The organism is Cupriavidus sp. FW306-01-F10A, from assembly GCF_058782785.1.
In genome coordinates this window covers 27,488-47,035 of record NZ_JBYSYA010000030.1, presented here as the reverse complement: position 1 = coordinate 47,035, position 19,548 = coordinate 27,488, and the positions used below count along the sequence as shown (strand labels likewise).

The window sequence follows — 19,548 nt, the reverse complement described above, 5'->3', positions numbered from 1 at the left end:
CGTGCCTTCAGGCGTCCAGCTCGGGATTGACCAGGGTCTTGTCAGAGCCGTAGGGGTCCGCCGCACGCAGCACCACCACCGACACGTTGTCGCGGCCGCCGGCATCGAGCGCCATCTGCACCAGCGTCGGCGCGGCCTGCGCAACGTCCTGCTGCGCCAGCACCGCCGCGATGTCGTCATCGTCGACCTCGTTGCTCAGGCCATCGCTGCACAGCAGGTAGACGTCGCCATCGGCGACCTCGGTCAGCAGCTGCTCCGGCGCCAGCGTCGGGGCCGCGCCGACGGCGCGTGTGATGGTGTTCTGCGCGGGATGGTGGCGCGCTTCTTCCGGGGTGATCAGCCCGCGCGCCAGCAGGCGCTCGACCTGGTTGTGGTCGCGCGTGAGGCGCGCGAACTGGCCGCCGCGCAGCCGGTACAGGCGGCTGTCGCCAGCCCACACGCAGGCGCAACGGCGATCGCCCGCCAGCATCACCACCACCGTGCTGCCGATGCAGCGCACGCCCAGGCGTGCCGCTTCATCGACCAGCGCCAGGTTCACGCCCTGCAGCGCCGCGCGCGTGGCGTCGACCCGGTCTTCCAGCCGGGGCTGCGGCGGCAGCGTGGCCAGCGCCTGGACCACCGCCTGGCTGGCGAAGTCCCCCACGGCATGGCCGCCCATGCCGTCGGCCACCGCCCACAGGTCCTGGCCGGGCAGGTCCAGGCAAGCGTCCTCGTTGCGCTCGCGCACGCGCCCGACGTCCGTGCATGCGGCCGAGGTCCACTGGAAGTGCGAGTCGAAACCCAATCTTGTCTCCGGTCCGCGTCAAGCCCCGGACCAGCCGGGGCACTGCCACGGCGGCGCTGGCGCTCAGATCAGCATCAGATCAGCCTGCCGTCGTTCCTCGCGCCCTGGTCGCCCTGGACATTGATGTTGGCGTTTGGCGCGTTGTTGCGGATATCAATGTTCTGGAACTGGTTGTTCATCTGATCAGCATAGAAGCTGTAGTTGATCTCGTAAAAGTTGATCACCGTCCCGAGCGGCAGCGGAGACGAGGGCACGAACGGGCGGATCCACCCGAACACCCACTGCCCGCCGGCGCCGCGCACGCGGGCCATGGCGGCGGAAGCAAGTTCGCGGCAGCTGGCGAGGTCGTTGATTGCAAGGGTGGCCATGTTCGGTCTCCGGTGGATGTGGCGTGGCGCCGGGGGCGGTACCGGTATTGAGCAAGGCGCGTGCCACAGCATGGGTGTGGCAGTAGGTCGACTGGAAACCCAAGGCCGGCGCGGGCTGCAGGGCGGGGCGGGGACAATGTGGCGCACCCCGGCAGTCCAGCCACGTTGGCCTTGACCCGACACCCGGCCAGCCAGTGTCGGGATGGACCCACCACAGCGCAAGCATCGCGCGATCCCTGCCGCCAGCCCGCCCAGGCCTCGCGGCGCGCGGCGAATGGTGGCTGCCAGCCAACAGAGTTGCCGCCACGCGGTTGGCTGCCATCCGACACTCGATCCCCTCCAAAACCCCCGGATTTCCGCCAAACCGTTGTCGGGCCGGGCCTCCCTGGTATTGGCATGGTTGATGCGGTTGGTCTGGCACGAAGCAGCAATGCCTGCAGCAACCAGACACACCGAGGCCAGCCATGAACATCCAGGAAGTACAAGAACGCGCTACCGGCAGCGACGATCGTTTCGCCGACCCGCTGCCGCTCGGCGCCCACCTGGTCACCGAACGCCACGGCTACGCCCATCATGGGATCTACGCCGGCTCCGGCCGCGTCATCCACTACGCCGGTTTCTCCCGCTCGCTGCAGGCCGCGCCGGTTGAAGAAACTACCCTCGAAGCCTTCGCCGCCGGATTCGGCATCGCCGTCAAGCCGGAACCCTGCGCCCACTTCGCCGGCCGCCAGGCCGTCGAACGCGCCCGTTCCCGTGTGGGCGAAAACGCCTACCACTTGCTGACCAACAACTGTGAGCATTTCTGCTCCTGGTGCCTGTCCGGCGAAAGCCGCAGCGAACAGGTGGAAACATGCATGCGCCGCCCGCGCGCCGCGCTGCACATCGGCTGGCTGCTGCTGGGCGCGCTGCTGCAAGCCCAACTGGGCGGCCTGAACCTGGACCTCGCCTGAACCGCGCGGCCATCACCGAATCAAGGAGCCTGCCATGTCCGGACTGATCGACTGGGAACTGCGCTGCAACCTGCGCGGACAAGCCTGCCACCGCAGCTGCGCCACTGCCGCCGCCAACTGCGCCCGCGGCCGCCATCGGCCGGGGCGCCGCGCCCTGCGCCATGCCGGCCGGCCGACGCGCCTGCCGTCGTCCGGCCGCCTTGCCGGGCGAGGCCGCCGGGACGGGTTTGCCACTGCTGGCGAGCCGGGCCGGTGCGGATTTTGATATACTCCGGGCCGTCTCCAGGATCACCGCGCCCGCGGTTCCCGATCCTGACAGTCCTGTCCCTCGCCGTAGTTCAATGGATAGAACGAGCGCCTCCTAAGCGCTAGATACAGGTTCGATTCCTGTCGGCGGGACCAGTCCACAGTACCTTCTGCTGTGGTTCTCAGCAGTGCTTCCTCCCCAGCTCAATCCAGACATTCCCAGGAATTTCAGTCCAAGAGGATGGCGCCAGCCTCGCCGTCGAGGGTCTGGATTGACAGGTGCTTCATGCTACGATCCTCCAAACTCCGGAGCGCTCGCCATGGAACTGAAATACAAAGGCCGAGAGATCTCGATCCAGGCCAAAAAGGACGCGAGCGGCCAGTGGGACTGGTCGTATGGCATCCGCGGTCACGGACACCGGCACAACACCGGGGCGCTTGCTCCCACGGAATCGGTCGCGATTGATAACGCCTATGCGTCCGCGAAACGGGAGATTGACCAGGCCACTTCAGGCGACGCCAACGACTGACACTTCCTGAACGCCACTAGTGGAGAAAGACATGGATCTCCAAGGGTTCACGTATTACCGCGACCACTGGTATGAAGCTTCGGCAACGTCCCGTGGCGTTGGCGGCCCCTGGCAAGGTGAGGTGACCATCTGCGCGAAAGCGGCGGATGGAGCGCCGCTCAAGGTCTTCGATCACTATCTTGTTCCGGGCCAGTTCTTCAGCGAAGGCGAGGCATGGCAGCATGCCTCGGACTGGGCCAGGAAGCAGATCGATGCGCGCTTTGGCTAGCACGCGCGCTAGTCGCGCCGCGCCAGGGCTTATGCCGCGCTGCATTCGGCGATCAGCACGTTCGCGGGAATCTTCAGGTCACGGTGCAGCCGCCGGATCATGGCCAGACTCAGGGCGCGCTTGCCATTCAGCACTTCATATACGCGATTGAGGTTACCCAGGTACGGTTGCATGTCACGTGGCGTGAGGCCAGCTTGTTCCATGCGAAAGCGGATCGCGGCGATCGGATCCGGCAGGTCCATCGGAAAGTGCCCGGCTTCATACCGTTCCACCAGCATTGAGAGGATTTCCAGCTTGTCGCCCTCAGGCGTGTCGGGCGCCGGGTCTGCATCGACCAGGGCGGAGACCGCGGCCAGCGCTTCCTGGTAGTCGGCTTCAGTGTGCAGGGGGCGGATATCCATGGTGATCGCTCCATTTCCACGGTGGCGGCGTCAATGCGGTCATAGTCGAGATGGGTGCCGATGAACTTCACGTAGACGACGCCCAACCGGTATGCGACAGCGACGATAAGCCGGTACTTGTTCCCGCCGAGATTGAAGACCACGCGGTTGTTGCCAACGAAGCTGGCACTGGCGTAGCGCGCCTTGATGTCCCTGGGCGCGGTCCAGGCCGCGCAGCGGGCTTCTTCATGCCAGGCAAGCAGCGGTTGCCTGGCTTCGGGGTGGAACTTGCTGAACTGAAGCAAAGACCTCTTCGCTATGATTCGCATATGGGCAATGCTAGTCCCAAAATGGGACTGCGGCAAGAGTGGATGAGGGGTCAGCCACTGCCGAGCATACCTACGATCAATGCGCGCTAGTCTTCGAAAACAGCTGAATGACGGCGACGCCGGTAATAATCAGACCAATCCCGGCGCAAGCCGCCAGGTCCGGCACCTGCCGGTACAGCACCACCGCGATCAGTGACACCAGTACGATCCCGGCCCCGCTCCAGATCGCATAGGCAATTCCCACCGGCACTGTCCGCATCACCAGCATCAGCAAATAGAACGCCGCCACATAGCCGGTCACGACCAGCACGCTGGGGACCAGCCGCGTAAAGCCCTGCGACGCCTTCAGGCTGCTGGTGGCGATGACTTCGGCGACGATGGCGAGGGCGAGGAGCAGGTATCCGTTCATGGGAGTACAAGTGGGTTGGCCGAAACGGGCCGAAGCCGGCATCTTAGCGCTCCCGCATGTTGCGCCAAAGCCGCGTCCCTCCGTTGCGGTGGTTGTGCAAAGCGGTGATGGAGGATTGAATGTGGCTATAACGACGAAAGCAAGCGGGCGCATGGCCGGCCCGCGGCACAAGTCCTATAAGGCAGTCGCGGTAGTTGGCCCGACCAAGCCGGCACGAACCCAACGATGCCGGCGGCGGGCATGGGTAAGGGGAGCGGTATGCATCACAATGGCATCGACGGCACGTCCGCCGGGACGTCTTCGCAGCCCGGGGACGGGGAGCCCGCGCCGGACGCGAATCCGTGGCAGGACACCATCGCCGCGGCGGACCAAGCACTGGAAGAGGCTTCGCGCATCCAACGCGGCGTGCAGCACAACCTGAAACTGTTGCAGGAGGTGCGGTCGCTGCGCGAAGAGCTGCGCAAGGCCCATGCGGAGGTCGATCGCTACCGGGCCATGCATGCCCGGGTGGTGGTCAGCATGCGTCAGCTGGACGAAGACCATGTGGGGGAAATGAGCCGGCTCCAGGCGGCGAACGAGATGCTGCAGGTGCGCCATCGCGTCTACAAGCTGATGGCCGAGCACTACGCGCGCGCGGCGTTGAACCTGGATCCGGAAACCTTCGCGGCCCACCGCGACCGCGTGCTGCAGCATGTCTTGTTCCAGCGCCGCAGGGGCGCATCGTCCGACGATATCGGCTACGCGGACGTGGCTTTCCTGATGCTCTAGCGGCGATGCTCAGGCGGCGCGCCGGCGCAGCACGTGGAACGCCAGCAGGCCGCCCACCACGCCCCAGAACGCAGAGCCGACACCCGCCAGGGTCATGCCGGACGCCGTGATCATGAAGGTCAGCAGCGCGGCTTCGCGCTCGGCCGGGATTTGCATGGCCACGGTCAGGCCGTTGGCGATCGAGCCCATCAGCGCGAACGCGGTCACGCCCACCACCAGCGCTTGCGGAAAGGCCGCAAACAGCGCCGCGATGCTGGCCGCCAGCGTGCCCGCGACCAGGTAGCCCACGCCGCAGACCACGGCCGCGGTATAGCGGCGGTTGCGGTCGGGGTCGGCCTGCGGGCCGGTGCAGATGGCGGCAGTGATCGCCGCCAGGTTGACGCCGTGCGAGCCGAACGGCGCCAGCACGGCCGAGGTCAGGCCGGTGAGCGAGATCAGGCGCGAGGCCGGCACGTGGTAGCCGTCGGCTTGCAGCACGGCCAGCCCGGGGATGTTCTGCGAGGCCAGCGCCACGATGAACAGCGGGACCGCCATGCTGACCAAGGCCGACAGCGAGAAGGCCGGCGTGGTCCACACCGGCACCGCCAATGCCAGCCGCACCCCCGAGAAATCGAGCTGGCCGAGCGCGCCGGCGACTACCGCCCCGGTCAGCAGCACCCCTGGCACCGCATAGGCCGGCCACAGGCGCCGCCCGAGCAGGTAGGCGGCGAACATCGCCAGCAGCAGCACGGTCTGGTGCTGCGCCTGCACGAACACATCCACGCTGATGCGGAACAGGATGCCGGCCAGCAGGGCTGACGCGATGCTGGCGGGCAGGGCGCGCATCAGCTTGTCAAACCAGCCGGTCATGCCGGCCGCGGCCATCATCAGCCCGGCCAGCAGGAAGGCGCCGATGGCTTCCGCGTAGGGCACGCCGGGCAGGCTGGCGATCAGCAGCGCCGCGCCGGGCGTGGACCAGGCCACCACGATCGGCACGCGCAGCGCCAACGACAGGCCGATGGTGGTGATTCCCATGCCCATCGACAGCGCCCAGATCCAGGACGAAATCTGGGCATCGGTCAGGTGGGCGGCGTGGCCGGCCTGGATCATCAGCACCAGCGAACTGGTATAGCCGGTGAGCGTGGCGACCAGCCCGGCGACCAGCGCGGACACGGACAGGTCGGACAATTTCAGTGAAGCGGTGGTCATGAGGGTGGCAGCAGGCCATTGGCACGGCCGACATCTTCGCATGAGTGCCTTGGCCGTACCAATTTGCCGCGGCGGCGTCCAGAAATCGCGGTTGACGGGGCTTTCCCTTACGGACTTTTCCGACTGGAGCGGGCAGGGGGGCGTTGTTATGCTGGCTTCGTGCCTTGCGAGCAGGGCACCGAGGAGAGACTCTTGGGCCCGCAGTGCGCGGGCCCTTCTTTTTTGGGGCCAGCCTTGGCCCGGCCCCGGTCGTCTACAATGCGGGCTGCCGTGCCACGCCAGCCCTGGCTGCCAGGCCGTCCCTCCTTTCTCTCGTCGTCTCGTCTTTCTCCCATGGCCCTGTTTTCCATTACCGACGCCCAGCTTGCCTTCGGGCACGTGGCCCTGCTCGATCACACCGACTTTTCGCTGGAGGCCGGCGAGCGCGTGGGTTTGATCGGGCGCAACGGTTCGGGCAAGTCCTCGCTGCTGAAGATCGTGGCGGGGCTGTCGGCGCCCGACGATGGGCTGATCGCGCGCCAGAGCGGCGTGACCAGCGCCTACGTGCCGCAGGAGCCGCAGTTCGAGGCGGGCATCACCGTGTTCGACGCCGTCTCGCAGGGCATGGGCGATGCGCACGACTTGCTGGTGCGCTACGAGGCCGCCGCCGACCGCGTCGCCGAGAACCACGACGACGAAGCCGCGCTGGCCGAATTGCACCGGCTGCAGTCCGAGTTGGACGCCGCCGATGCCTGGCAGCTGCGCACCCGCGTGGAAACCACGCTGGCGCGCCTGGGGCTGGATTCGCACACGCGCGTCGAGGCACTGTCCGGTGGCCTGCAGAAACGCGTGGCGCTGGCGCAGGCGCTGGTGGCCGAGCCCGACATCCTGCTGCTGGACGAGCCCACCAACCACCTCGACGTGGAAGCGATCCGCTGGCTGGAAGACCTGCTGCTGGGCTTCCGCGGCAGCGTGCTGCTGATCACCCACGACCGCGCCTTCCTCGACCGCGTCGCCACCCGCATCATCGAACTGGACCGCGGCCGGCTGGTGTCCTTCCCCGGCAACTTCGCCGCCTACCAGGCGCGCAAGGAAGAGATGCTGGCGGCGGAGCAGGTCGAGCAGGCCAAGTTCGACAAGCTGCTGGCGCAGGAAGAGGTGTGGATCCGCAAGGGGGTGGAGGCGCGCCGCACGCGCAGCGTGTCGCGCATCCAGCGCCTGGTGGCGATGCGCAACGAGCGCGCCGCGCGCCGTGAAGTCCAGGGCAACGTCAAGCTGGAGGTGTCGCAGGCCGACCGCTCCGGCAAGATCGTGGCCGAGCTGACCGACGTCAGCAAGGCCTATGGCGACAAAGTGGTGGTGCGCGACTTCACCGCCACCATCATGCGAGGCGACAAGGTCGGCCTGATCGGCCCCAACGGCGCCGGCAAGACCACGCTGCTGCGGCTGATCCTGGGCGAACTGGCGCCGGACAGCGGCACCGTGCGCAACGGCAGCAACCTGCAGGTGGCGTATTTCGACCAGATGCGCACCGCGCTGGATCTGGAGCGCTCGCTGGCCGACACCATCAGCCCGGGCAGCGACTGGGTCGAGGTCAACGGCCAGCGCAAGCATGTGATGAGCTACCTGGGCGACTTCCTGTTCGCGCCGGAGCGCGCGCGTTCGCCGGTCAAGTCGCTGTCAGGCGGCGAGCGCAACCGGCTGCTGCTGGCGCGCCTGTTTGCGCGCCCGGCCAATGTGCTGGTGCTGGACGAGCCGACCAACGATCTCGACATCGATACGCTGGAACTGCTGGAAGAACTGCTGCAGGACTATGGCGGCACCGTGTTCCTGGTCTCGCACGACCGCGCCTTCCTGGACAACGTGGTGACCTCGACCCTGGCCGCCGAGGGCGGTGGCGTGTGGCGCGAATCGGTGGGCGGGTATTCCGACTGGGTCGAGCAGTCGGCCCGCAGCGCGGCGCTGCAGGCGGCGCGCAAGCCGGAGCAGAAGGCGGCAGAGCCGGCAAAGGGCAAAGATTCGCGCGAGGCGCGCGGCGCCAATCGTACGGTCAAGCTGTCGTACAAGGAGCAGCGCGAACTGGACGGCCTGCCGGAGCGCATTGCCGCGCTGGAAACCGAGCAGAAGACGATCTCGGCGCAGCTCGCGGACGGCTCGCTCTATGTCAGCGATGCGCCCAAGGCCGCGCAGCTGGGCACGCGGCACGATGAGATCGAGATGGAACTGCTGGAAGCGCTGGAGCGCTGGGAAGTGCTGGAGGCGAAGTCGAAGGGCGAGGGGGCCTGAGGGTCAGGCAAGCCGGCCCTCACCCGCACCACGCCAGCACCATATTGGTCAGGTCGACCATGAACCCCGGCCGCAGGTAACCCACGAACCCAAGCGCCAGCACCCCGGCCAGCACCGCCAGCCCGGCTGCCTTCATCACGCGCGCCTGGGTCGTGCTCATCATGCCGCCGCCGGCTGCACGCGCACCAGCGCCTGCTCGCGGATCGGCAGGTTCACCAGCGCGGCCACCACGCCCAGCGCGATCGCGATCAGCCACACCGTGTTGTAGCCGCCGGTACGGTCGTAGAGGAAGCCGCCCAGCCAGGCCCCCAGGAAACTGCCGATCTGGTGCGAGAAGAACACCACGCCCGACAGCATCGACAGGTATTTCACGCCGAACACCTGGGCGATGATGCCGTTGGTCAGCGGCACCGTGGACAGCCACAGGAAGCCCATGACCGCCGCGAACACCCAGGTGCTGGCCACCGTCAGCGGCAGCAGCAGGTAGCCGGCGATCACCACCGAACGCGTCACGTAGATGGCGGACAGCAGGTAGCGCTTGGGCAGGCGCTGCCCCAGCGCGCCGGCGGTATAGGTGCCGAATACATTGAACAGCCCGATCAGCGCCAGCGCCACGACGGCGACTTTCGGGTCAGTCAGGCCCTGGTCCTTCAGGTAGGGCGCCAGGTGCACGCCGATAAACACCACCTGGAAGCCGCATACGAAGTATCCCAGTGTCAGCAGCTGGAAGTTGCGGTTGCCGAAGGCTTCATGCACGGCCTGGCCGATGGTCTGGTGGTGGCCGCCGGTGTGGGCCGCTTCGCGCGGCTCGCGCAGCGTCAGCGCCAGCGGCAGCATCACGCAGGCCATCAGCGCCATTACATAGAGGGCGTTCTGCCAGCCCAGCCCGGAGATCAGGCCCTGTTCCACCGGGATCATCAGGAACTGGCCGAAGGAGCCGGCCGCGGCGGCGATGCCCATGGCCCAGACCCGCTTCTCGGGGCTGGCCACGCGGCCGATCACGCCGTAGACGATGCTGTAGGTGGTGCCGGACTGGGCGATGCCGATCATCACGCCGGCACCGGTGGCAAAGGCGGTGCCGCTGGTGGCCAGCGCCATCACCACCAGCCCGGCCACGTACAGCCCCACGCCGACCAGCATGATGCGCAGCGCGCCGAACTTGTCGGCCAGCGCCCCGGCAAAGGGCTGGCTGGCGCCCCACATCAGGTTCTGCAGCGCCAGCGCGAAGGCGAAGGTCTCGCGGTTCCAGCCATGGGCCTGGGTGATCGGCAGGTTGAACAGGCCGAAGCCGTGCCGGATGCCCATTGAAAGGGTCACGAGCAGCCCACCGCACACAAGTACGGTGGTCAGGGAGAGTTGTCGGTTCTGCATGTCTTGGCTCGATGTGCGGCAGTCCCGCCGGGTAAGCGCGGTGCCGACAGGGATTGTGTGTGCTTGTTGTTGCCCGTGCCGGGACGGCAATCGGGCTTGCCGGGGCCGGGTGCTGGCGAGTTTACTCCGGCTCGGGAAAACGCGTACGGCGCTGCCCGCGCTGCCGGCGCCCTGGCAAAAAGTGGCGGCGGCCCGGCAAACCGGCGCCAGCGCGGGTCGGCAGGCCAAGCGCTTTTTTGGCGGGATTGCCGTCGCCCGCTTCCATTACAATGCAGTGCCCGGTGCCCCGGCGCGTGCACAGTTGTGCGCCTCATGGCAGCCGGGACCATCACTTTCGTAGCGACTCCATGGCGAGCAAAACCAGTCAGTACAGCGAATCTTCCATCCGGGTCCTGAAGGGCCTGGAGCCGGTCAAGCAGCGTCCCGGCATGTACACCCGGACCGACAACCCCCTGCATATCGTGCAGGAGGTGATCGACAACGCCTCGGACGAGGCCCTCGGCGGCCACGGCTCCGAGATCCTGGTGACCCTGCATCGCGACGGCAGCCTCAGCGTGGAGGACGACGGCCGCGGCATCCCGGTGGGCATCCACCCGGAAGAAGGCGTGCCGGTGGTCGAGATCGTCTTCACCCGGCTGCACGCCGGCGGCAAGTTCGACAAGGGCAAGGGCGGCGCCTATGCCTTCTCGGGCGGCCTGCACGGCGTGGGCGTGTCGGTGACCAATGCCTTGTCGACGCAGCTGGACGTGACCGTGTGGCGCGACAGCATGTGCTCGACGCTGACCTTCTCCGGCGGCGACGTGACCGTGCCGCTGGCCTCGCGCAAGATCGAGCGGGGCGAGAAGAAGAGCGGCACCCGCGTGCAGGTGTGGCCGGACGCCAGGTATTTCGACTCGGCCGCGATCCCGCTGGCCGAGCTGCAGCGCCTGCTGCGCAGCAAGGCGGTGCTGCTGCCGGGCGTCAAGGTCACGCTGGTGACCGAGAAGACCGGCGAGCGCCAGACCTGGCAGTACGACCAGGGCCTGAAGGGCTACCTGGTCGAGGCGCTGGCGCAGGGCAGCGGCGCGGAATTGGTGATCCCGATGTTCGAGGGCGAGCACTTCGCCGACCCCGACGCCAATCCCGGCGAAGAAGGCTTTGCCGACGGCGAAGGCGCCTCCTGGGTGGTGGCATGGACCGAAGACGGCGCGCCGGTACGCGAGTCCTACGTCAACCTGATCCCGACGCCGGCCGGCGGCACGCATGAATCCGGCCTGCGCGAAGGGCTGTTCCAGGCGGTCAAGAGCTTTATCGAGATGCACGCGCTGCAGCCCAAGGGCGTCAAGCTGATGAGCGAAGACGTGTTTGCGCGCGCCTCGTTCGTGCTCTCGGCCAAGGTGCTGGATCCGCAGTTCCAGGGCCAGATCAAGGAACGCCTGAACAGCCGCGACGCGGTGCGGCTGGTCTCCACCTTCAGCCGCCCGGCGCTGGAGCTGTGGCTGAATCACCATGTCGAGTACGGCAAGAAGCTGGCCGAGCTGGTGATCCGCCAAGCCCAGGCGCGCACGCGCGCGGCGCAGAAGGTCGAGAAGAAAAAAGGCTCCGGCGTGGCGGTGCTGCCCGGCAAGCTGACCGATTGCGAGTCCACCGACGTGACCCGCAACGAACTGTTCCTGGTCGAGGGCGACTCGGCCGGCGGCTCGGCCAAGATGGGCCGCGACAAGGAGTTCCAGGCCATCCTGCCGCTGCGCGGCAAGGTGCTCAATACCTGGGAGACCGAGCGCGACCGCCTCTTTGCCAACAACGAAGTGCACGACATCGCGGTGGCGATCGGCGTGGACCCGCACGGCGCCAACGACGAGCCCGACCTGTCCAACCTGCGCTACGGCAAGATCTGCATCCTGTCCGACGCGGATGTGGACGGCGCGCATATCCAGGTGCTGCTGCTGACGTTGTTCTTCCGCCACTTCCCCAAGCTGATCGAGACCGGCAACGTCTGTGTGGCGCGTCCGCCGCTGTTCCGCGTCGATGCGCCCGCGCGCGGCAAGAAGCCGGCGCAGAAGCTGTACGCGCTGGATGAAGGCGAGCTGCTGGCCATCCAGGACAAGCTGCTCAAGGACGGCGTCAAGGAAAACTCGTGGCAGATTTCCCGCTTCAAGGGCCTGGGCGAAATGAGCGCCGAGCAGCTCTGGGAAACCACCATGAACCCCGACACGCGGCGCTTGCTGCCCGTGTCGCTGGGCGAATACGACCTGCCGCAGACCGTCGAGATGATGAATATGCTGATGGGCAAGGGCGAGGCCGCACAGCGCCGCAGCTGGCTGGAAGAGAAGGGCAACGAGGTCGAGGCCGATATCTGAGCGATACCTGAGCGGAAAGCGGCGGCCGGTGATTGGGTAGATAATCCCCCAGTCTGCCTGGCCGTCATTCCCGACGGCCGCCAACGGACAGTAATCTGGAACGCACGATGACGACGAGAACTCCCGGCAAACCATGGCGCAAGGCGGCGGCAGCCGTCGTGGCGCTGGCCGGGCTCGCCTTCGTGCCGGCGGCGCATGCCGAGCTGTGGGGCTTTATCGATGCCGACGGCGTGGCGCATTTTGCCGACCAGAAGCTGGACGCGCGCTACAAGCTGTTCATGAAGGACGGCGGCAAGCTGGATACCGCTCGCCTGGCGGCGCGGCAGTCGCAGGCGGCCGCTGGCGCGGACATCGACCTGGAGCAGCACAAGCTGTACCGCTACGTCGTCAACCATCCCAATATCAAGACCGTCGAACCGCTGATCCACCAGATCGCCGGCAAGCAGGATGTCGATCCCGCGCTGGTCAAGGCGGTGATGGCGGTTGAGTCGGGCTTCAACCCGGGCGCGGTGTCGCCCAAGGGCGCGATCGGCCTGATGCAGGTGATCCCCGACACCGGCGCGCGCTTTGGCGTGAGCGCCGATGCGCGCCGAAGCATCGAGCAGAAGCTGGCCGATCCACGCACCAATATCACCGCGGGCGTGCGCTACCTGAGCTGGCTGATGCAGCTGTTCCCGAACAACCTGGAGCTGGTGCTGGCTGCCTATAACGCCGGCGAGGGCGCGGTGCAGCGCTACAACAACCGCATTCCGCCTTACCCGGAGACCCGGCAGTATGTCAGCACCGTGCTGCAGTTTTACCGGCTGTACCAGCCGCAGCAGGGCGCGGTGCTCAAGCGCGCCAGCGCCAGCGCGGACGGCCCGCGCGTGAAGATGGTCATCGGCGGGCGCCGCCCCATGCCCTGACCGGCATACCCGAACAACAAGCAACCCGGCGCGCCGGCAGTTCAACGTGGCGCGCCGAATTCTTGCCTACCCATGGAACAACAAGACATCACGTTTCAACCTGAAGAGCCGGCCGATTCGCTGACGCTGGCGCGCTACGCCGAGCGCGCCTACCTGGACTACGCCGTCAGCGTGGTCAAGGGCCGCGCGCTGCCCGAGGTGGCCGACGGCCAGAAGCCGGTGCAGCGCCGCATCCTGTTCGCGATGCACGAGATGGGCCTGCGCGCCGACGCCAAGCCGGTCAAGTCCGCGCGCGTGGTCGGCGATGTGCTGGGCAAGTTCCACCCGCATGGCGACCAGTCCGCCTATGACGCGCTGGTGCGCCTGGCGCAGGACTTCTCGCTGCGCTACCCGCTGATCGACGGCCAGGGCAACTTCGGCTCGCGCGATGGCGACGGCGCGGCGGCGATGCGCTACACCGAAGCGCGCCTGACGCCGATCTCGCGGCTGCTGCTCGATGAGATCGATGAAGGCACGGTCGATTTCGCCCCCAACTACGACGGCTCGATGCAGGAGCCCAGGCTGCTGCCGGCGCGGCTGCCGTTCGTGCTGCTCAACGGCGCCTCGGGCATCGCGGTGGGCATGGCGACCGAGATCCCGCCGCATAACCTGCGCGAAGTCGCCGCGGCCACCGTGGCGATGATCCGCAATCCCAATATCACGCTGGCCGAGCTGCTGGCGCTGATGCCGGGGCCGGACTATCCGGGCGGCGGCCAGATCATCTCGCCGGCGTCCGATATCGCCCAGATCTACGAGGGCGGCCGCGGCAGCCTGAAGGTGCGCGCGCGCTGGACCATCGAGGAGATGGCGCGCGGCCAGTGGCAACTGGTGGTGACCGAGCTGCCGCCGAACACCTCGGCGCAGAAGGTGCTGGAAGAGATCGAGGAAATCACCAACCCCAAGATCAAGACCGGCAAGAAGGCGCTGACGCAGGACCAGCAGCAGCTCAAGGCCACCGTGCTGGCGGTGCTGGACGCGGTGCGCGACGAATCGGGCAAGGATGCGCCGGTGCGGCTGGTGTTCGAGCCCAAGAGCAAGAACGTCGGCCAGCAGGAGTTCATCCATACGCTGCTGGCGCATACCAGCCTGGAGTCGGGCGCGCCGATCAACCTGGTGATGATCGGCACCGACGGGCGCCCGCGCCAGAAGGGCCTGCGCGAGATCCTGTCGGAGTGGATCGCGTTCCGCTTCGAAACCGTCACGCGCCGCACGCGCCACCGCCTGGGCAAGGTCGAGGACCGCATCCATATCCTCGAAGGCCGGATGCTGGTGCTGCTCAATATCGACGAGGTGATCCGCATCATCCGCGAGAGCGACGAGCCCAAGCCGGCGCTGATCGAGGCCTTCGGCCTGAGCGACCGCCAGGCCGAGGACATCCTGGAAATCCGGCTGCGCCAGCTGGCGCGCCTGGAAGCGATCCGGATCGAGAAGGAACTGAAGGAACTGCGCGAGGAACAGGCCGACCTGGACGTGCTGCTCAAGTCCGAGACCATGATGCGCCGCCGCATCATCAAGGAGATCGAGACCGACGCCAAGCAATACAGCCCGGAAGACAAGGACCCGCGCCGCACGCTGATCCAGGAAGAGCGCCGGGCCGCGGCCGAAGTGCGCGTGATCGACGAGCCGGTGACGGTGGTGATGTCGCAGAAGGGTTGGGTGCGCACGCGCCAGGGCCATGGCCACGATGCGCAGCAGTTCACCTTCAAGGCCGGCGACGCGCTCTACGGCACCTTCGAATGCCGTACCGTCGACGTGCTGCTGGTGTTCGGCACCAACGGCCGGGTCTATTCCGTGCCGGTCGCCAGCCTGCCTGGCGGGCGCGGCGACGGGGTGCCCATCACCACGCTGATCGAGTTGCAGTCCGGCAGCCAGGTCGCGCACACCTTTGCCGGCAGCGCGGAGCAGCGCATGCTGATCGCCACCGCGGGCGGCAATGGCTTCCAGACCAGGGTCGGTGACATGATCAGCCGGCAGAAGGGCGGCAAGTCGTTCCTGACGCTCGATGACGGCGACACGCCGCTGGCGCCGGCGCCGATCGGCGACGAGGCCACGCATGTGGCCTGCCTGTCCGGCAACGGCCGCCTGCTGCTGGTGGGGCTGGACGAGGTCAAGGTGCTGTCGGCCGGCGGGCGTGGCGTCATCCTGATCGAGCTGGAACCCAAGGAGAAGCTGCTGCAGGCAGTGGGCGTGGGCGCCCCGGGGCTGATGCTCTCGGGCGCGGGGCGCGGAGGCAAGCCGACCTCGCAGAAGCTGGCAGGCGTGGCCTTGCAGGCCTACGTGGGCAAGCGCGCGCGCAAGGGCAAGGCGATCGAGGCCAAGCTCAAGGAGCCGCGCATCGATCCGGTGCGCGTGGAGCCGCCGGCTGGCAACTGAGTGCCCTACCGGTTTGCTCCCCTCTCCTGCTTGCGGGAGAGGGGAGCCCCCAATCTGGCGGGCAATATCTCAATCCACTCCCACAAATCCCCCGGTCTGATGCGCCCACAACCGCGCATACAGCCCGCCGTGCGCCAGCAATTGCGCGTGCGTGCCGCTTTCCACGATATGGCCGTTGTCCAGCACCACCAGCCGGTCCATGCGCGCAATCGTCGACAGCCGGTGGGCGATGGCGATCACGGTCTTGTCCTGCATCAGCGTTTCCAGGCTTTCCTGGATTGCCGCTTCCACCTCCGAATCCAGCGCCGAGGTGGCTTCGTCCAGGATCAGGATCGGCGCGTTCTTGAGCAGCACGCGCGCGATGGCAATGCGCTGGCGCTGGCCGCCTGACAGCTTCACGCCGCGCTCGCCGACCTGCGCCTCCAGCCCGGTATTGCCGTGGGCGTCGACCAGGTGCGGGGTGAATTCGTCGGCGCGGGCGCGGTGCAGGGCTTGCTGCAGTTCAGCCTCGGTACTGGAGGGCTTGCCGTAGAGCAGGTTCTCGCGGATCGACCGGTGCAGCAGCGAGGTGTCCTGCGTGACCATGCCGATCTGTGCGCGCAGGCTTTCCTGCGTGACCGCGGCGATGTCCTGGCCGTCGATCAGGATGCGGCCGCGCTCGACGTCGTAGAGTCGCAGCAGCAGGTTGACCAGCGTCGACTTGCCGGCGCCGGAGGGGCCGACCAGCCCGATCTTCTCGCCCGGGCGCACCGTCAGGTCCACGCCTTCGATGACGCCTGAGCCCTTGCCGTAGTGGAATCCCACCTGCTCGAAGCGGACCTCGCCATGGGTGACGCGCAACGGCTTCGCGTCGGCGCGGTCGGTCACCACGCGCGGCACGACAATCGTCTTCATGCCGTCCTGCACCTGGCCGACGTTTTCGAAGATGCCGTTGACCACCCACATGATCCAGCCGGACATATTGTTGATGCGGATCACCAGCCCGGTGGTGAGCGCAATCGCGCCGGTGGTGACGTGCCCCTCGCTCCACAGCCACAGGGCCAGCCCCGTGGTGCCGGCAATCAGCGCGCCGTTCATGGCGGTGATGGTGATGTCCATGCCGCTGATCATGCGTCCGGCCAGCCGCGACTTCTCGGTCTGCTCGGACATGGCGTCGCGCGCATAGTCTTCCTCGTGACGGGTGTGGGCGAACAGCTTGAGTGTGGTGATATTGGTGTAGCCGTCGACGATGCGTCCCATCAGGCGCGAGCGCGACTCCGTGGCCACCACCGAGCGCTGCTTCACGCGCGGCACGAAATGGAGCAGGGCAGCCACATAGCAGACGATCCACAGCAGCAGCGGTATCATCAGCCGCAAGTCGGCCTGTGCGAACAGCACCAGCGAGCTGACCGCATAGATCACCACGTGCCAGATCGCGTCCACCGCCTGCACCGCGGAATCGCGCAGCGAGTAGCCGGTCTGCATGATGCGCTGCGCGATGCGCCCGGCAAAGTCGTTCTGGAAGAACGACAGGCTCTGCTTGAGCACGTAGCGGTGGTTCTGCCAGCGGATCAGGTTGGCCAGCCCGGGGTTGATGACCTGGTGCACCAGCACATCGTGCAGCCCGAAAAAGATGGGACGCAGCAGCAGCGCCACCACCGCCATCCACAGCAGTTCATTGCGATGCCGGCTGAAGAACTCCGCGCCCGGCGTGGTCTGGGCCATGTCGACCAGCCGGCCGAGGAAGCTGAACAGCGCCACCTCGATCAGCGCGCCGACCAGGCCCACCAGCAACAGCAGCGCGAACACGCCCCACACTTCGCGCAGGTACCAGGCATAGAAGCGCCAGACCTGGCCGGGCGGCTCGTGGTCGGGCATGCCCCGGAAGGGGTCGATCAGTCTTTCCAGGCGACGCAACATGGCAGGTTTCCCGTTGTGCCCGGCGCACCCCGGCGTCTTCGTGGGAGGTGGGGGCGCGCGTGCGGCGGATCAGACACAACATGATACGCGCCTTGCACAATGGAAAAGCCCCGCCAGGGGGCGGGGCCTTGTCAGAACCGCAGCGCGGAAACTTCTGAATGGTCAGGGGTGGTGGATCACCATATGCGTGAACGGCGGCACATAGGCCTGCAGTGTCACGAACAGGCCCACCAGGATCGCCAGCACGATCGAGTGGAAGAACACATAGCGCAGGATGTCGCCTTCGTGGCCGTACCACTTGGTCGCGGTCGATGCCACCACGATGGATTGCGCATCGATCATCTTGCCCATCACGCCGCCCGAACTGTTGGCCGAGGCCATCAGCACCGGCGACAGGCCCAGCTGCTCCGCCGTGGTCTTCTGCAGGCCGCCGAACAGCACGTTCGAGGCGGTGTCCGAACCGGTCAGCGCCACGCCCAGCCAGCCCAGCATGGTGCCGAACAGCGGGTAGAACACGCCGGTGTGGGCAAAGGCCAGGCCCAGCGTGGCATCCAGGCCCGAGTAGCGGGTCAGGTAGCCGACGCCGAACATCGCGCAGATGGTCAGCAGCGAGTAGCGCACCAGCTTGATGGTTTCCCAGTATTCCTTGAACAGGCGCGGCACCGAGTAGCCCATCAGCAGGCCGCCGGCGATGGCCGAGACAAAGATGCCGGTGCCGGCCATCGACAGCACGTTGAAGTTGAAGACCGCGCCTTCGATGACTTCCTTGGGCACGACCGGCGGCACCTTGACGATGGCCTTGTCCAGCCCCGGGATCGGGAATTTCCACGCCCACAGGCTATCCATCAGCTTCTTGAACTCGGGCACGCCCCAGACAAAGACGAACACGGTCAGGATCACCCACGGCATCCAGGCCTTGGCCACCGAGATGCCGGCCGAGGCGGCGCTGGCGCGCGCATCGGCTTCCAGCGCTTCGGGATGGTCGACCTTGGAGTCGTCGTGGCGGCCCAGGATCCTGGTCGAGGTCCAGATCTCCTTCGGATGCCAGACCTTCAGGAACAGCGTCAGCGAGCCCATCGACACCAGCGCGGCGATCACGTCCACCAGCCACGGTCCGTGGTAGTTCGACACCAGGAACTGCGGGATCGCAAAGCTCACGCCCGCCACCAGGATCGCCGGCCAGATCGCCAGCATGCCGCGGAAGCCGGCAAAGGCCCAGATCAGCCAGAACGGCACGATCACCGAGAAGAACGGCAGCTGGCGGCCGATCATGGCCGACAGGTCGAGCAGGTCCAGCCCGGTCACCGACGCCAGGCCGATGATCGGGGCGCCCAGCGCGCCGTAGGCCACCGGCGCGGTGTTGGCGATCAGCGCCAGGCCCGAGGCGGCCAGCGGCGAGAAGCCCAGGCCGATCAGGATGGCGCCGGTCACGGCCACCGGCGTGCCGAAGCCGGCCGCGCCCTCGAAGAAGGCGCCGAAGCTGAACGCCACCAGCAGCAGCTGCAGGCGGCGGTCCTCGGTGATGCCGGAGATCGAGTTCTGCAAGACTTTGAATGACCCGTTAAGGGTTGTCAGCCGGTGCAGGAAGATGATGTTCAGCACGATCCAGCCGATCGGGAACAGCCCGGACACGATGCCCAGCCCCGCTGCCTTGCCGGCCATTGCCGCCGGCATGCCGAACACCGTGGAGGCGACCACGATGCCGATCAGCAATGCCAGCCCCGCCGCCAGGTGGGCCTGCATATGAAAGAACGCCAGCGCTGCCAGCAGCACGGCGACGGGAATGCCCGCGGCAATGGTCGACAGCGCCATATTGCCTAGCGGGTCATAGACTTGACTCCACACGATCGATGTCCTCCTCAGGTTGGCTCAGGCGCCGGGACGATCTGCGTGCCCTCGGCGCCGTGCATGCGCTTTGCACCGGCGAACGGCATCCGCCGCGCGCGGGAAAGAACCAGCGATTGTAGGAACGGGTTCCGTGTTCGCTGTCGTATATTGCGTCATGCCTGGCATGAGCCACATTCAGGGATCAGGGTTTCCCTGGGGCCATTGCGGCGCACGTGGTGCCTTCCAGGCACTCTGGCGAGAGTACTCTAAACGGCGCCTGTTGCAAAAGCCTGCGTGCCTGCCACCGGCT

18 protein-coding genes, 1 tRNA gene and 1 pseudogene are annotated in these 19,548 nt (G+C 67.0%); 10 read left to right on the top strand and 10 right to left on the bottom strand.

Annotated elements, in window-relative coordinates:
• Positions 1-7: 7 nt before the first annotated feature.
• Both AC3WLF_RS28330 and AC3WLF_RS28325 read right to left on the bottom strand, forming a co-directional pair.
• Complete coding sequence (locus AC3WLF_RS28330) at positions 8-784, bottom strand: PP2C family protein-serine/threonine phosphatase (protein ID WP_010813593.1); 777 nt, start codon at positions 782-784, stop codon at positions 8-10.
• Positions 785-858: 74 nt separating this feature from the next.
• Positions 859-1,152, bottom strand: coding sequence for a hypothetical protein (locus tag AC3WLF_RS28325; protein WP_492319748.1), 294 nt, complete (start codon positions 1,150-1,152; stop codon positions 859-861).
• Between the two features lie 464 nt (positions 1,153-1,616).
• Here AC3WLF_RS28325 and AC3WLF_RS28320 point away from each other — a divergent pair, with 464 nt between their 5' ends.
• The 5 genes from AC3WLF_RS28320 (at position 1,617) to AC3WLF_RS28300 (ending at position 3,146) form a co-directional block, all read left to right on the top strand.
• Entirely contained in the window at positions 1,617-2,102 is a 486-nt protein-coding gene (locus AC3WLF_RS28320) for a lecithin retinol acyltransferase family protein (protein ID WP_492359114.1), read from the top strand.
• Positions 2,103-2,136: 34 nt separating this feature from the next.
• On the top strand, positions 2,137-2,367 hold the full coding sequence (locus AC3WLF_RS28315; protein WP_492352902.1) for a hypothetical protein: 231 nt from the start codon (positions 2,137-2,139) through the stop codon (positions 2,365-2,367).
• A 62-nt stretch (positions 2,368-2,429) separates the two neighbouring features.
• A tRNA-Arg gene (locus tag AC3WLF_RS28310) sits at positions 2,430-2,504 on the top strand.
• A gap of 164 nt (positions 2,505-2,668) precedes the next feature.
• Entirely contained in the window at positions 2,669-2,878 is a 210-nt protein-coding gene (locus AC3WLF_RS28305; protein ID WP_035816994.1) for a hypothetical protein, read from the top strand.
• Between the two features lie 31 nt (positions 2,879-2,909).
• On the top strand, positions 2,910-3,146 hold the full coding sequence (locus AC3WLF_RS28300) for a hypothetical protein (RefSeq protein ID WP_492359113.1): 237 nt from the start codon (positions 2,910-2,912) through the stop codon (positions 3,144-3,146).
• Between the two features lie 29 nt (positions 3,147-3,175).
• Here AC3WLF_RS28300 and AC3WLF_RS28295 read toward each other — a convergent pair whose 3' ends face one another.
• From AC3WLF_RS28295 to AC3WLF_RS28285, 3 genes and pseudogenes are all read right to left on the bottom strand, one after another.
• Positions 3,176-3,547 carry a helix-turn-helix domain-containing protein gene (locus AC3WLF_RS28295; protein ID WP_492319787.1) on the bottom strand — a complete coding sequence of 124 codons (372 nt, stop codon included), beginning with the start codon at positions 3,545-3,547 and terminating at the stop codon, positions 3,176-3,178.
• Positions 3,548-3,555: 8 nt separating this feature from the next.
• Positions 3,556-3,855, bottom strand: a pseudogene (locus AC3WLF_RS28290) (type II toxin-antitoxin system HigB family toxin); the annotation flags it as partial.
• A gap of 76 nt (positions 3,856-3,931) precedes the next feature.
• Entirely contained in the window at positions 3,932-4,264 is a 333-nt protein-coding gene (locus AC3WLF_RS28285) for a DMT family transporter (protein WP_492319789.1), read from the bottom strand.
• Positions 4,265-4,522: 258 nt separating this feature from the next.
• Here AC3WLF_RS28285 and AC3WLF_RS28280 point away from each other — a divergent pair, with 258 nt between their 5' ends.
• The gene (locus AC3WLF_RS28280; protein ID WP_492359112.1) at positions 4,523-5,032 is read left to right on the top strand and encodes a hypothetical protein; all 510 of its coding nucleotides are present in this window, start codon (positions 4,523-4,525) and stop codon (positions 5,030-5,032) included.
• A gap of 9 nt (positions 5,033-5,041) precedes the next feature.
• On the opposite strand, the gene AC3WLF_RS28275 is transcribed toward AC3WLF_RS28280, so the two are convergent.
• The gene (locus tag AC3WLF_RS28275; protein WP_492352900.1) at positions 5,042-6,220 is read right to left on the bottom strand and encodes a benzoate/H(+) symporter BenE family transporter; all 1,179 of its coding nucleotides are present in this window, start codon (positions 6,218-6,220) and stop codon (positions 5,042-5,044) included.
• 333 nt (positions 6,221-6,553) lie between these two features.
• Between AC3WLF_RS28275 and AC3WLF_RS28270 the strand changes: the two genes are divergently transcribed.
• Positions 6,554-8,485: an ATP-binding cassette domain-containing protein gene (locus AC3WLF_RS28270; RefSeq protein WP_492319792.1), complete on the top strand. Its 1,932-nt coding sequence runs from the start codon at positions 6,554-6,556 to the stop codon at positions 8,483-8,485.
• Positions 8,486-8,504: 19 nt separating this feature from the next.
• Here the strand turns inward: AC3WLF_RS28270 and AC3WLF_RS28265 are convergent, their stop codons facing one another.
• The gene (locus tag AC3WLF_RS28265; protein WP_155737093.1) at positions 8,505-8,648 is read right to left on the bottom strand and encodes a hypothetical protein; all 144 of its coding nucleotides are present in this window, start codon (positions 8,646-8,648) and stop codon (positions 8,505-8,507) included.
• The gene (locus AC3WLF_RS28260; RefSeq protein ID WP_492319793.1) at positions 8,645-9,856 is read right to left on the bottom strand and encodes an MFS transporter; all 1,212 of its coding nucleotides are present in this window, start codon (positions 9,854-9,856) and stop codon (positions 8,645-8,647) included. Before AC3WLF_RS28260 ends, AC3WLF_RS28265 begins: the two co-directional genes overlap by 4 nt.
• Positions 9,857-10,203: 347 nt before the next feature.
• On the opposite strand from AC3WLF_RS28260, the gene AC3WLF_RS28255 reads away from it, so the two are divergent.
• From AC3WLF_RS28255 to parC, 3 genes are all read left to right on the top strand, one after another.
• A complete protein-coding gene (locus AC3WLF_RS28255; RefSeq protein ID WP_492352899.1) occupies positions 10,204-12,195 on the top strand; it encodes a DNA topoisomerase IV subunit B in 1,992 nt (663 codons plus the stop codon).
• Positions 12,196-12,302: 107 nt separating this feature from the next.
• Positions 12,303-13,100: a lytic transglycosylase domain-containing protein gene (locus AC3WLF_RS28250; protein ID WP_492319795.1), complete on the top strand. Its 798-nt coding sequence runs from the start codon at positions 12,303-12,305 to the stop codon at positions 13,098-13,100.
• 72 nt (positions 13,101-13,172) lie between these two features.
• Positions 13,173-15,512 (top strand): DNA topoisomerase IV subunit A, encoded by a 2,340-nt coding sequence (gene parC / locus AC3WLF_RS28245; protein WP_492319796.1) that lies wholly within the window; start codon positions 13,173-13,175, stop codon positions 15,510-15,512.
• Positions 15,513-15,581: 69 nt separating this feature from the next.
• Here the strand turns inward: parC and AC3WLF_RS28240 are convergent, their stop codons facing one another.
• Positions 15,582-17,411, bottom strand: coding sequence for an ABC transporter ATP-binding protein (locus tag AC3WLF_RS28240; RefSeq protein WP_492352897.1), 1,830 nt, complete (start codon positions 17,409-17,411; stop codon positions 15,582-15,584).
• Positions 17,412-17,573: 162 nt separating this feature from the next.
• Complete coding sequence (locus tag AC3WLF_RS28235) at positions 17,574-19,256, bottom strand: L-lactate permease (protein WP_439670816.1); 1,683 nt, start codon at positions 19,254-19,256, stop codon at positions 17,574-17,576.
• Between the last annotated feature and the right edge of the window lie 292 nt (positions 19,257-19,548).